The following is a 12,434-nucleotide window of genomic DNA, read 5'->3' as shown; positions in this document are numbered from 1 at the left end:
GAGATTAATGATTACATGATTCTTTTCCCCTGTTTAGCTGTCGACTAATCCACCGGTAACGTGGGTAGGACTTGGGAAATGAGTCTAAAAGGATATATGAAAACTTCCTTCTTTCCGAATCTGTTCGATTGTATCGTTGTAGGGGCAGGTCATGCAGGAGCCGAGGCGGCCTATGTCGCATCGAGAGGAGGCGCCAAGACTCTACTTATCACTATGAACTTGGACACGATCGGACAAATGTCCTGCAATCCGGCGATCGGAGGAATTGCGAAGGGTCACATGGTTCGGGAGGTCGATGCTCTAGGCGGACTCATGGGTAAGGTCATAGATGCGACCGGAATCCAATTCAAAATGCTGAATACTTCGAAAGGTCCGAGCGTTTGGGCGCCGCGTGCACAAGCGGAAAAGAAGGAATACCAGCTCAAGGTGAAGCACACCCTCGAATCCATTCGCAATCTTTCCATTCGACAGGATACAGTAGAAGACTTGCTTATCGAAGACGATCGTATCCAAGGAGTGAGAACCGGTAGAGGATTCGAAATTTATTCGAATCATATTATTCTTACTACGGGCACGTTTCTTTCTTCGATCGTTCATATCGGAACGTATCAAAAAGAAAACGGGCGATTCGGCGAGCCGACCGTCAAAGGTCTTTCCCGCTCTCTTGCTAAGTACGAATTGAAATTAGGAAGATTGAAAACGGGAACTCCTCCGAGAATCCATATGAACTCCGTGGATCTTTCGGTGATGACCGTGCAAGAAGGAGATTCCGATCCTTCCCCTTTTTCCTTTAGCACGGATAAGATCTCGAGAAGACAAATTCCTTGTTACATCACTTACACAAACGAGAACACACATAAACTGATCGGTGAAAATATCCATCTGTCTCCGATGTATTCTGGCCAGATAAAATCTACCGGTCCTCGTTACTGTCCTTCCATCGAAGATAAGATCGTTCGATTTGCGGATCGAGAAAGGCATCAGGTTTTTCTAGAGCCCGAAGGATACGATACTCAGGAAATCTATCTCAACGGAGTATCTACGAGTTTGCCCGAGGAGGTCCAATGGAAGCTGGTTCGTTCCATAGCGGGTCTTGAAGAAGCGGAAATTCTTCGTCCGGGATATGCGATCGAGTATGATTATGTGGATCCGACGGAATTAAAGCCCACTCTTGAAACGAAAAAGATCCGCGGATTATATCATGCCGGACAGATTAACGGCACAACGGGTTATGAAGAAGCTGCGGCCCAAGGACTAGTTGCGGCTTATAGCGTACTTGCTTCTTTAAGAGGCGAGGATCCGATTTTGTTTTCTAGAAACGAATCTTATATCGGCGTTTTGGTCGACGACTTAGTACATAAAGGAGTGGAAGATCCGTATCGGATGTTCACTTCCAGAGCCGAACATAGATTGCTACTTAGGCAAGACAATGCCGACCAAAGATTGATGCAGTATGCGTTTAGAATGGGCCTAGTAGATGAAGGAACTTACGGGAAGATGCGTGAAAAATATTCGCGTATTTATGAAGTTAAAGGAAAAATACAATCTCTACCGCTGAAGCCGACTCCGGAATTCGAATCTTTATTGCAACGAAAGTCGATCCAGGGATTCAAGTATGGATCCAAATTGGATTCTTTTTTAAAACGTCCGGAGATAATTTTCGAAGATATCTCGTTTATGGTTCCTGATTCCGAATTTCTCACCGCCCAAGACAGGAAGGTGATAGAAATGGAAGTAAAATACGAAGGCTATATCAAGCGGGAGCAGGAAACGATAGAGTGGAAGAATCGATTTATGAAAATAGCGATCCCGGAAGATATCGAATACGAGCAAATTCCCGGAATAAAAAAGGAAGCGATTCAAAAGCTAAATAAGCATCGTCCTTTAAATCTTGAAAAGGCTTCTCAGATTTCAGGTGTCGATCCGAGCGATATAGATATGCTCCTTTTTTACATTAAGGGTAAAAGACCGAATCCTGTTTAAAAGTTCGATAAGGAATTTTTCACTAAGTTTGGGAGCGCGTTTTTAAGGGTTTTGCCAGCCCTTTGTTTCACGTGAAACGGCAAGATTCGTTTCCGGAAAATCTAGGAAAAACGTTTCACATGAAACGGAGCGATGGGGCCTCATTCTTCCGATCGCTGCTATGAAAATAAAATGCCCGTGCATTCATCACGGGCGAGTTTATCCGAATAAAGTCCGAACGGTAAATCTTAAGAAAAGATCAGCGATAAACTAGCTCATGCGTTTTTTCGAGAGTCCATTTGTCTCCCTGTTTAACCAGGAAGGTGAATTGCTGTAGGCGATTTTTATCGTCCCACACCATCCTATTCAAGCGCTCCAAGTCTCCCTGAACGTTCATGCGACTTACGAGTTTCCCCCGGGAATCGAAGGTAAGAACCGTCGATGCCACTTGCTGCTTATCTTCATTGTATATGTTTTGTTGATAAAGTCCCGGCTTGTTCGCGTCTTTAACCACGGAAAAACGTTCGATCTCTTTGGAGTCGGCCCAATCGGTTTGTCCGTCTTTTACGAGCCCGTTCTCCCCCCAAGATAAGATCGTACACTTTAATATTAATTTGGAGTTTTGGTCGAAGAGTTCTACGGAAGAAAGGATCCCGCTTTTGTCATAGAGGAAGCTTTTCATTTCTACGTTTTTTCCATCTTTGTCGAAGAGTTCTTCCTTCTGAATTTTCTTATCCTTGTAGGTAAATTTGGTAAATCCGTCCGATTTACCTTCTTGAGTTATATAATCTTCGCGAAGTAATTTACCTGACTCATCGTACGAATATTTCGCCGTATAGATGACCTTACCTTGCGCATTCTTAACAACTTCTTGGGCTGGACCCCCTTTCTCGGAACCGATAACGAAGCGGTCTGTGTGAGACCATTTTCCCGGCGTAAAGGAGTAGAGTGATGAAGCAAATAACAGCGTGATGAAACAAATTCCGGAGCGAAGCATGAATATTATCCTCTAGTTAGACCATCGGCTTTTCCCCAAAAAGGTTGAGACGGTTTTGCCTTCGTAAGATTCTTCGCCATGACGAAACCCGAATTGTCCTTGCCGATGCGCATGACCGGGCTAACTTTCGTCGCGAACTTAAAGCTTTCCTTCATTTTAGACGGAATGCATAACTGAAAACAAAAGCGAAAGAGCTCCCGACAACCATTAAAGGAAAATTACTATGTCCCTAAGAAAAATCGGGTTTGGGATTCTCGGCTTACTGGGAATTTTTCTCTTATACACCGTTTTCATCACGGAGCGAGGCATTCATCCGATTCCTCCTAAAGCGGGAGAAATTCCGAATATAGATTACGGGACGCTCAGTGAGCAGGCCGCGAAAGATCTTCAGTCTTATATACGCATCGCGACGGTAAGAGGTAGAGAAAAAGAAGGTGCCCTTTTTTTGAAATCCATCTTGGACAAGCGAGGCATTTCTTCGCGAGTCATCGAATTTCCCGGTAAACCCGACAGAGCCTCTTTGGTTGCGGAGATAAAAGGAAAAGACCGAACAAAAGGCGGCTTAATACTTACAAGCCATATCGATGTTGTTGAAGCTGATCCGAAGGAATGGACGGAACCTCCGTTTGCAGGAGTAAGAAAAGGGGAAAGGATTTACGGTCGGGGAGCAGTGGACGTAAAGGGACTGGGGATCATGCAACTGTATGCGTTCTTTCTAGTGCATGAAAAGAAGATTCCCTTAACCAACAATTTGATGTTCCTAGCTCTTGCGGATGAGGAAAGCAGGTCCTTACACGGAGCGAGATTTCTTATTCAAAAACACAGAGAACTGTTCAACGGATACGAATACGTATTGAACGAAGGCGGTACAGGGACACGAGATATTGCGATTAAAGGGTCGAAGATATTCAACATTCAGCATGCGGAAAAGGGAGCCGTATGGCTGGACTTGAAAACGAAAGCTGATCCGGGGCACGGCAGTACTCCCCCATTGAAATATGCTGCGAAATCCATGGTGGATTTTTTGGAAGAGGTGCAAAAGTTAGGAGATAAGACTACGATAGGAGAAGAAACGGCAGCCTTCTTCTTTTCTCTCGGCGACTTAAGCTCATTTCCGAATTCGTTTGTTCTCAAGCGCTCCAGAAATCCGGTTTTATTCCTAATCCTTAAAGGAGTGATTCAATCCAACAGACATTTACGTGCGATGACCAGGAATACGGTAAGTATCACCGGCATCGATAGTCATCAAGCGGGAATAAATGTGATCACTTCGGAAACTACGGGTTCGGTAGATATGAGAATCCTTCCCGGTCAGGATGAAAAAAAAATCTTTCAAGAGGTCAAAACTTTGGGGGAGAAATACGACGTAGAAGTAAGCGCCAGACATCTGGAGCCCGGCACGATTTCACCGATGGACAGTCCGTTATTTCGAATACTTGCGGGAGTCGCGATGTCCGTCGAACCTGGTTCGGTCGCTGTTCCGTTTTTATCTCCGGGTACTACGGACAGTTCTTATATGCGGGCGATCGGTTTGAAGTGTTACGGCCTGATTCCCGCCTTACTTACTTCGGAAGAAATCGATGGAATACACGGCAAGAATGAAAGTATGACCGTTACCCAACTCAAGATGGGAATCGAAATCCTGTTCAAGACGGTAATCGAATACAATCAGGTTGAAAAGGAGAAACATTGATTCGTGGAAAACTCAGAAAATTTTTCCCATGATGCTTCCGGGATATGTTCGGCGATCCGTTATAGATTTCCGAACGAAAGCGGGGAAATATTAGATCTGTTCGATTGGGATTTAGCGGCGAAGTTTGTCGCATTTTTGGAGGAGAAGAACGAGATCGGCGGTTTCTTTTCCAAAAGGGACACGGATGAAATTCTAGACCGTCATGTATTGGAATCCGTTTATCATATTTATGCGATTAGAAAGGAACTCGGATCGCTTAACAAAATGAAGGTGGGAGACGCCGGGACCGGTCCTGGGTTACCCGGTTTTTTTTTCCGGTGTTTGATTCAAAAAGAAAGGCCCGCATTAGCGCTCTTGGATTCGCAGCGGAGGAAGTTGGCGTTGACCGAAAACTTTCTGAAGGAACAGGGAATCGACGGGGTAGAGTGCGTTTATGCAAGGGCGGAGGAGGGAAAAAGCGACTGGGATTTGGCAGTTTCCCGCGGGTTTATTCCCTTTCCCTGGAGCGCCGAAGTCTTAAGTAGATGGGTAAAACGAGGAGGAACTTATGTCCCATTTTTAGGGAAAGACGAATTTGATAAGAATCTTATAAAGAAAATTCTAGAACCCACCGGTTTTCAACTGATGAAAACGATAGAACTGCCCTCTCTTCGATTTTTAGGGATGCGACATATTAAATTCTTGAAAAAGGTCGAATCGCCAAGGCAAGGTATCCCCAGAGCTTGGAAAATCCTGGTAAAGGAGAGTAAGGTGGAACATGGGAAAGATCGTATCGATTAGTAACCAAAAAGGGGGAGTTGGAAAAACCACCACATCGATCAATCTCGCCGCGAATTTGGCGGCCATTGGGAAGAAGGTCCTGATCGTCGATTTCGATCCGCAAGGAAACTCCGGCTCGGGTCTTGGTCTCGAAATCAATACTATTCCGAAGACTTCCTACGAATTACTCATCGGAGAATGTTCGGCCAACGAGTGCATCCGTAAAACGGAAATAGAGAACCTACACATCGTTCCTTCTAATATCAATCTTTCCGGGGCGGAAGCGGACCTCCTCGCGGAAGAAAACCGGGAATATCGTTTAAAAAATGCGATCGGATCCTTGAGAACAGAATACGATTATATACTGATTGATTGTCCTCCTTCATTAGGAGTACTGACGATCAACGCATTGTCCGCCGCCGACAGTGTGATGATCACTTTGCAAACGGAGTATTTCGCTTTGGAAGGGCTGACCCAGCTCATGAAGATTATTTCTTTAGTTCAGGAGAAATTGAATCCTTCTTTGGAATTGGAAGGAGTGCTTCTCACTATGTATGACAAGCGGACGAATCTTGCCCAACAAGTGGCGGAAGACGTTAAGGCGTATTTTAAGGATAAAGTTTATACCACCGTGATACCTCGGAATATCAAACTTTCCGAAGCTCCTTCCTTCGGAAAATCCATCTTATCCTATGATCCGGAAGGGGTCGGTGCGCAAAGCTATCGCAATCTGGCATTGGAAGTGGCGGGGAAAAACTGATCCATGAGTGCAAAACCGAAAGCTCTAGGTCGAGGACTCGGGAACCTAATTCCGGTCGCGGAGGAAAAATCTTTCCGCGAGGCAGGCGGAGAAGGAGCCCTGAGAGAAATTCGACTTTCGGAAATTCGTCCTAATCCGGACCAACCGCGTAGAACTTTCTCCGAAGAATCCTTAAAAGAATTATCGGAGACGATTAAGGCTCACGGAGTGATCCAACCCATAGTGGTAAAAGATACTGGATCCGGTTACGAAATCATCTCGGGTGAAAGAAGATATAGGGCCTGCAAACTCGCCGGGTTCATGAAAATTCCCGCAGTGGTAAAGAAAGCCAGCGAAAATCAGGCTTTAGAAATGGCCTTGATCGAAAATATCCAGAGAGAAAATCTAAATCCGATCGAAGAGGCCCTCGCTTATAAAACTTTATGCGATAGGCTCGGGTTAAAAATAACCGATGTCGCGACACGGGTCGGAAAAAATAGAGCCACGGTGTCGAACCTGATTCGTCTCCTCCAACTTCCGGATTCCGTAATGGATCTGGTAAAGAACGGTAGAATTTCGGAAGGTCATGCGCGTCCTTTGCTAGGTATCGCGGATAGAAAGAAAACGGAACAGTTAGCGTATCAGATTGCTGAAAAAGGACTCACAGTTCGGCAAGTAGAAGAAATCGTTTCCCATTTAACGGACGAAGCTCCCGTAAAAGAAAAAAAGAAAACGAAGAGAAAGGAGGTGGATATCGTGGAATTGGAAAATAAGTTTCGAAAGAAATATTCCATGAAAGTGGATATTGCCCACAACTCTTCTTCCGGAAAAGGAAAGTTGTCCATCGCATATCCTAATTTGGAAGCTTTGCAGAAAGTTTTGGACGCCTTGGGTCTATAAAAAGACCGGATTTCAATTCATCAAATCGACTAGAAGTCCGCGAATATTCTCCATTCTCTTCATCAAGTCGAAGGTCGAATTTTCCGGATGAATGATAAAATCGGCGAGAGTCTGTACCTTTTCGTCGATGACCGTGACGATTTGATACATCTTTTCGGAACCGCCTTTTGCCCTGGACCGAAGGGTTTCCACCCTTGCATTGCGGTCCATGGCCTCCCGTAATATGGATTGCACGATCTTTTTATAGACGTTCAGATTCTCATAGGTAGGAGACTTCAAAAAATTACGTTCCGCATCCGGAAGATCTCTAAGAAGCGAATTCAAATCCCGCGTCTTTTCTTGGCTATAAGGGAGTAGATTTTCCACCAACTCGAAGAATTGCGATTTGGAATCGGGTATCTGAGACTCGGGCACTGCAGCCGGGATCGGACTGTACAAACTCGAAGAAAGAGAGAGGCCGAAGTCTCGTTTGCGTCTGTGATTTCTATTCGGTTCCGGAGTTACTTTCAATTTGCAATCGGGTTGATCTTACAGTTTCCCTCGAATTGCACACCTTCTTCCATCACGACTTTAGGCGTTATGATATCGCCTTTCATTCTGCAACTGGCTAAAAGAGTGACTCGTTCGGTGGCGAAGATATTCCCGTTGATCTCACCCCCGGCAACGACAATCCGAGCTCTAATATCCGTATCGACGATTCCCGATTTTCCGATTAGGACTTTTCCGTCGGTTTTGATCGTTCCGCGAAAAATACCGTCGATTCTCAAAAGGCCGGAAAGTTTGAATTCTCCGTTGAACTCGGCGCCTTCTCCGATGATACTATTTACCGCTAGTTGCTCTTCCGTATGGGCCATTAGTCTTGGATTTGATTTAAGAACGCGAAAGGATTGATCGCTCTAGTACCGACATGGATTTCGTAATGGAGACTGTATTGCGGACTGTTTTCCGACTTTCCTACGAATCCGATCACTTCGCTTTTGGATACTTGTTGGTTTTGTTTTACCTTAATGCGATCCAGATTGGAATATATGGTCTTCCAACCGAATTTATGACCCACCTTAACGAAGTAGCCGGTGTGTCTGGTATATCCGATTTCATAAACGGTTCCCGGGGCGGTCACGACGACTTCGGATCCGGGAAAGGCGCCGATATCGATTCCGTTATTCGTTTCTTTACGAGCGGTCACCGGATTCAGATATTCTCCGTAAGGATAGAGGACGTACCCGCGTACAGGCCAGATAGACGGTGTCTGACGAATCACGTTCTTTCTTTTTTTTAATATACTGATGATTTCATGGGTTAGCTCGTTGGCCACCTTGAGGTTGTGCACGTCTTCTTTTAGACGAAAAACTTCGGTGCCCGGTGGGAGAGGCTTTCCGTCTTTGGATATGTTTTGCGAGGAGAGCTTTTCCGCGCCGCCGATTCCTTTCGCCACTTTGGAGGAATCTCCCGTTAAACGACCATACAGGGCGCCGACGTGATTGTGATAATAATCCACGTGTTCGTGAAGACTATTGATCTCTTCCTTCATTTTAGCGGATTGTCTGATGAAGTCCTGATTGGAAAGGTTCAGTTCGGTCAATTGATGGATGGATCCTGAGTGGCTTAAAACGTTAACCGAACTGATAAGAAGTAGGACTAGAATCGTGCCGATGAAGATCGTAATCGCCCGATAGGAAATATGGAAATTGATGGTCTTTTGTTCGGAATGAGGGATCACCATCACGGTGAGACGTTCTTTCCCTTTTTTATTCCAGTTGGCGACTTTCACGTCGAACTTCAACCTGAGATCCTGGTATTTATAACGAAGCCGATAATAAATGAGAGCGAAATATGATTTTAAGTTCACGGTTTATGTCCCAAATCCATCGGACTCCTGCCGGACGGCATATGCTGTAAGGATTCTTAAAAATTCTCTTTTCAGTCAATCTAAATCACGAAAACTGTTCCTTAAAAGCCGTTTTCAGCATGTATTCTATCGTAGATACTCATTGTCATTTGGATATAATCGAAGAACAAGGGTTAACGATCGAACAAAGCCTAAGAAATGCGAAGGAATCCGGTATCAAGAAAATCGTCCAGATAGGGATCGATCTTGAGAGTTCGGTTAAGGCAAAAGGATTATCCGAAACATATTCCGAGCAGGACTTGGAGATCTTTTATTCGATTGGTTGTCATCCGACCGAGTCCCACGAATTTCCGAAAAAAGAGGAGATCCTCTCCTTAGTGAAGGAGAACCTTTCCGACTCTCGACTTTGTGCGATAGGCGAGATCGGATTGGATTATTATCACGACGCGTCAAAAAAAGCGGAACAAGCCGATATTCTTCATTCGTTTTTGGACGCTTCGGGAGAATATAAACTTCCGGTAGTCATCCACTCTAGGGACGCGGGTGAAGATACGGTATCGATTCTGAAAGATCACCGCGACCGAGCTTTCGGAGTCATCCATTGTTTCACGTACGATTACTCGACTGCAAAAAGATTGGTGGATTTGGGTTATTATATTTCCTTTTCCGGAATCTTAACGTTTAAAAACGCGAGAGACATTCAGGAGGCGGCTGAAAAACTCCCTTTGGAATGCATGTTGATAGAAACAGACGCTCCGTTTTTAGCTCCCCCGCCCTTTCGAGGAAAACGCAACGAACCAGCGTACACTAAATTCGTATTGGAAAAAATGTTTTCACTTAGAAAGGAACCGAATGCGGAAGTCGAGCGATCGCTTTTTCTAAATTCGGAAAAATTTATACAAAGGAAACCATTCCATCATGCTTGATCTCCGCTTCATTACCGAAAACACGGAAGCTTTAAAAGCGAACCTGGATCTTAGAGGCTTCAAAGACCTCGGCCTTCTAGACGAACTTACTAAGATAGTTCATAAAAAGAAGGAGCTGCAAAAAGAAGTCGAAGCTCTCCGCGAGGAGCGAAATAGGGCTAGCAAGGAGATCGGTAAGGTTAAGCAGTCCGGCGGAGACATAGCCTTAGCTTCCGCTGCGGTAAAAGAAATCGGAGATAAAATCAAAGGATTGGAATCCGATCTTGAAGTTCAGGAAAGTCTACTCAATGAAATAAATTTAGGTCTTCCTAATATATTAGATTCCGAAGTTCCCAAGGGCAAAAACGAGACTGAAAACAAAGTCCTTTATGAAGTCGGTGAAATTAGAAATTATGCTTTCGAGCCTAAAGCTCACTATGAACTGGGTGAAAATTTAAAATGGATCAATTTCGAAAAAGGGGTAAAACTAGCCGGAGCTAGAGCGTACACCTATTTCGGTTTCGGTGCCAAATTGGAAAGAGCGTTGGCGAATTTTATGTTGGAGACGCATACTCTGGAACACGGTTATACGGAAGTTTGGGTTCCGGTTCTGGTGTCCGACGAATGCATGCTAACGACGGGCCAATATCCTAAATTCAAAGAGGAGTATTATCGTCTGGAAAAAGACGACCTCAACTTGATTCCGACTGCGGAAGTTCCGCTGACGAATTTGTATAGGGATGAGATCATTCCGGAAGACCAACTGCCGATTTCTGTTACCGCCCACACATCCTGCTTTCGGAGAGAGGCTGGTTCTTACGGAAAAGACACCCGCGGCCTTGTGCGAGTGCATCAATTCCAAAAGGTGGAACTCGTCAAATTCGTGAAGCCGGAAGAATCGGAGGAAGAGCATAAAAAAATGCTCTCTCACGCGGAGAATATTCTGAAGAAGTTAGGTCTTCGTTATAGGGTAGTATTGTTATGCAGCGGGGATATTTCGGCGGCTTCTTCCAAGACGTATGACTTGGAAGTCTGGATGCCGGGGCTGAATCGCTGGATGGAAATTTCTTCCGTGTCGAATTTTAAGGATTTTCAGGCTCGTAGGGGAAAAATTCGTTACAAGTCCAAAGACGGCAAAAATCAACTGATACATACCTTAAACGGTTCCGGCCTTGCAATCGGAAGGACAATGGCAGCGGTTTTGGAAACGTATCAAAAAGAGAACGGCTCCATCGATTTTCCAGATTGCTTGAAAAAGTACCTTTAATTTTATCAAAAAAAGTTCAGGTTTTTCGATAAAAGGAGGATAGTACGAATATGCGTCCTCCATCCCGCTTTGCCTACTTCCCGGAGTCTTCTTTAAAAAAGAATTTTGGAATCTTCCTTATTGCGATTCTTTCCGTGTACATGGCGGATCTTTTTCCGGATCAAACGAACGGATCTTCCGAGGTTAGGAGATTGGAAGGGGGAATTAATACTTCGTTAAACGAATTCGGAATCAGTCTCTCCGACGACGGAAACACTTTATATTATTATTCCAAAAGAAACAACTCGAATTATACGGATCTTTATAAATCCGTACGCGAAGGAGAAATCTGGCCGCAAGGTAAGGAATTGTCGGAAATCAATTCCCAGTTCGACGACCAGAGTCCTTTCGTATTGAATAAGGAGGAAGGTATCTTATTTTCCTCGAATCGTGACGGAAGTATCGAATTTTCTCTTTCGAATGGAAGGATCGGAGTTTCCAGGGATTTGTATTTTTCGAAAAAAGGGGAAGGTCGTTGGCTCAAACCGATCGCTTTGCCGAAAACCGTAAACACTCCTGAGATCGAAGAGAATCCCTTTCTTTACGATAACAAACTTTATTTCACCCGTTATCCGTTCGGAAACGTAACCGAATCGGATATCTTTATTTCTGAATATTCTAATAAAACTTGGAATAAGGCCTACCGACTTCCCGCACCGATCAATACGGATTTTGCGGAAATCGCCGCGACGGTAAGTCGCGACGGAAAAACGATATATTTTTCCTCCAATCGTCCTGGCGGTTTCGGGGGCTTGGACATATATAGGTCGCATATGTTGGAGGACGGAAGCTACTCCGAACCTACGAATCTAGGCCCTCAAATAAATTCCAAAGGAGACGAGGCCTTTTACATTGAGACGCCGGACGGGAAGAACGCCTATTTTTGCAGAAGGACGGATTCTTCCAATTATGACATTTATGAATTCAAGGCTTCGGTTAACTGGGAAGATTTAAAGACGGGTAAAAAAATCTCTTTGGAATCGATTCATTTCGACACTGCCTCCTACGAGTTGGAGTCGGATTCCTTACCTGTATTGGACGAGTTGGCGGATTTTTTACATAAAAACAGGAATGTGAAGTTGAAAATTACAGGCCATACCGACTTGCACGGAGATCCTAAGGATAACCTCTTATTAAGCAGAAAGAGAGCCGAGTCCGTTTTGAAATACCTCCTCAAAAAAGGTTTATCGGAAGACCGTTTTTCCGTGGAAGGCCTGGGAAGTTCTGCACCGATCTTTCCGGAAAAGAATCCGGAAACCGATCGAAGAAACAGGCGTACGGAATTCCAATTAGTCGAGTAGCTTCCGTAAAGTTCGGATTATCG

The 12,434-nt window shown here is 44.6% G+C and carries 12 protein-coding genes; 8 read left to right on the top strand and 4 right to left on the bottom strand.

Translation table 11 applies throughout. The annotated features are described in order from the left end of the window. The first annotated feature begins 96 nt into the window (after nucleotides 1-96). The gene (mnmG, locus tag EHO61_RS04470; protein ID WP_135812406.1) at nucleotides 97-1,983 is read left to right on the top strand and encodes a tRNA uridine-5-carboxymethylaminomethyl(34) synthesis enzyme MnmG; all 1,887 of its coding nucleotides are present in this window, start codon (nucleotides 97-99) and stop codon (nucleotides 1,981-1,983) included. A 238-nt stretch (nucleotides 1,984-2,221) separates the two neighbouring features. On the opposite strand, the gene EHO61_RS04465 is transcribed toward mnmG, so the two are convergent. Next, nucleotides 2,222-2,959, bottom strand: coding sequence for a hypothetical protein (locus EHO61_RS04465; RefSeq protein ID WP_135812405.1), 738 nt, complete (start codon nucleotides 2,957-2,959; stop codon nucleotides 2,222-2,224). Nucleotides 2,960-3,182: 223 nt separating this feature from the next. On the opposite strand from EHO61_RS04465, the gene EHO61_RS04460 reads away from it, so the two are divergent. The 4 genes from EHO61_RS04460 to EHO61_RS04445 are packed head-to-tail and all read left to right on the top strand — an operon-like array spanning nucleotide 3,183 to nucleotide 7,050. After that, the gene (locus EHO61_RS04460) at nucleotides 3,183-4,652 is read left to right on the top strand and encodes a M20/M25/M40 family metallo-hydrolase (protein ID WP_135812404.1); all 1,470 of its coding nucleotides are present in this window, start codon (nucleotides 3,183-3,185) and stop codon (nucleotides 4,650-4,652) included. Nucleotides 4,653-4,655: 3 nt separating this feature from the next. Continuing rightward, the gene (locus EHO61_RS04455; protein WP_135812403.1) at nucleotides 4,656-5,432 is read left to right on the top strand and encodes an RsmG family class I SAM-dependent methyltransferase; all 777 of its coding nucleotides are present in this window, start codon (nucleotides 4,656-4,658) and stop codon (nucleotides 5,430-5,432) included. Next, entirely contained in the window at nucleotides 5,410-6,171 is a 762-nt protein-coding gene (locus tag EHO61_RS04450) for a ParA family protein (RefSeq protein WP_135812402.1), read from the top strand. Before EHO61_RS04455 ends, EHO61_RS04450 begins: the two co-directional genes overlap by 23 nt. Nucleotides 6,172-6,174: 3 nt before the next feature. Further along, complete coding sequence (locus EHO61_RS04445; RefSeq protein WP_135812401.1) at nucleotides 6,175-7,050, top strand: ParB/RepB/Spo0J family partition protein; 876 nt, start codon at nucleotides 6,175-6,177, stop codon at nucleotides 7,048-7,050. Between the two features lie 12 nt (nucleotides 7,051-7,062). On the opposite strand, the gene EHO61_RS04440 is transcribed toward EHO61_RS04445, so the two are convergent. The 3 genes from EHO61_RS04440 to EHO61_RS04430 are packed head-to-tail and all read right to left on the bottom strand — an operon-like array spanning nucleotide 7,063 to nucleotide 8,899. Further along, a complete protein-coding gene (locus EHO61_RS04440) occupies nucleotides 7,063-7,560 on the bottom strand; it encodes a YaaR family protein (RefSeq protein ID WP_135812400.1) in 498 nt (165 codons plus the stop codon). Then, nucleotides 7,557-7,904, bottom strand: a complete 348-nt coding sequence (locus tag EHO61_RS04435; RefSeq protein ID WP_135812399.1) for a bactofilin family protein — start codon at nucleotides 7,902-7,904, stop codon at nucleotides 7,557-7,559. Before EHO61_RS04435 ends, EHO61_RS04440 begins: the two co-directional genes overlap by 4 nt. Then, nucleotides 7,904-8,899, bottom strand: coding sequence for a M23 family metallopeptidase (locus EHO61_RS04430; protein WP_135812398.1), 996 nt, complete (start codon nucleotides 8,897-8,899; stop codon nucleotides 7,904-7,906). Before EHO61_RS04430 ends, EHO61_RS04435 begins: the two co-directional genes overlap by 1 nt. A gap of 119 nt (nucleotides 8,900-9,018) precedes the next feature. Here EHO61_RS04430 and EHO61_RS04425 point away from each other — a divergent pair, with 119 nt between their 5' ends. From EHO61_RS04425 to EHO61_RS04415, 3 genes are read left to right on the top strand one after another with little or no spacing between them, the layout of a single operon-like run. Beyond that, complete coding sequence (locus EHO61_RS04425) at nucleotides 9,019-9,825, top strand: TatD family hydrolase (protein ID WP_135812397.1); 807 nt, start codon at nucleotides 9,019-9,021, stop codon at nucleotides 9,823-9,825. After that, nucleotides 9,818-11,071, top strand: a complete 1,254-nt coding sequence (serS, locus tag EHO61_RS04420) for a serine--tRNA ligase (protein ID WP_135812396.1) — start codon at nucleotides 9,818-9,820, stop codon at nucleotides 11,069-11,071. Before EHO61_RS04425 ends, serS begins: the two co-directional genes overlap by 8 nt. Before the next feature lie 50 nt (nucleotides 11,072-11,121). Next, the gene (locus EHO61_RS04415) at nucleotides 11,122-12,411 is read left to right on the top strand and encodes an OmpA family protein (protein WP_135812395.1); all 1,290 of its coding nucleotides are present in this window, start codon (nucleotides 11,122-11,124) and stop codon (nucleotides 12,409-12,411) included. The last annotated feature ends 23 nt before the right edge of the window (nucleotides 12,412-12,434 follow it).

The organism is Leptospira fluminis, from assembly GCF_004771275.1.
Classification (GTDB): domain Bacteria; phylum Spirochaetota; class Leptospiria; order Leptospirales; family Leptospiraceae; genus Leptospira_B; species Leptospira_B fluminis.
This window is presented reverse-complemented; position numbering and strand designations above follow the sequence as displayed.

What these genes read in the sequence shown, in the direction of transcription:
- mnmG (WP_135812406.1), top strand. Translation starts at nt 97, where the DNA reads ATGAAAACTTCCTTCTTTCCGAATCTGTTCGATTGTATCGTTGTAGGG.
- EHO61_RS04465 (WP_135812405.1), bottom strand. Translation starts at nt 2,959, where the DNA reads ATGCTTCGCTCCGGAATTTGTTTCATCACGCTGTTATTTGCTTCATCA.
- EHO61_RS04460 (WP_135812404.1), top strand. Translation starts at nt 3,183, where the DNA reads ATGTCCCTAAGAAAAATCGGGTTTGGGATTCTCGGCTTACTGGGAATT.
- EHO61_RS04450 (WP_135812402.1), top strand. Translation starts at nt 5,410, where the DNA reads ATGGGAAAGATCGTATCGATTAGTAACCAAAAAGGGGGAGTTGGAAAA.
- EHO61_RS04445 (WP_135812401.1), top strand. Translation starts at nt 6,175, where the DNA reads ATGAGTGCAAAACCGAAAGCTCTAGGTCGAGGACTCGGGAACCTAATT.
- EHO61_RS04435 (WP_135812399.1), bottom strand. Translation starts at nt 7,904, where the DNA reads ATGGCCCATACGGAAGAGCAACTAGCGGTAAATAGTATCATCGGAGAA.
- EHO61_RS04425 (WP_135812397.1), top strand. Translation starts at nt 9,019, where the DNA reads ATGTATTCTATCGTAGATACTCATTGTCATTTGGATATAATCGAAGAA.
- serS (WP_135812396.1), top strand. Translation starts at nt 9,818, where the DNA reads ATGCTTGATCTCCGCTTCATTACCGAAAACACGGAAGCTTTAAAAGCG.
- EHO61_RS04415 (WP_135812395.1), top strand. Translation starts at nt 11,122, where the DNA reads ATGCGTCCTCCATCCCGCTTTGCCTACTTCCCGGAGTCTTCTTTAAAA.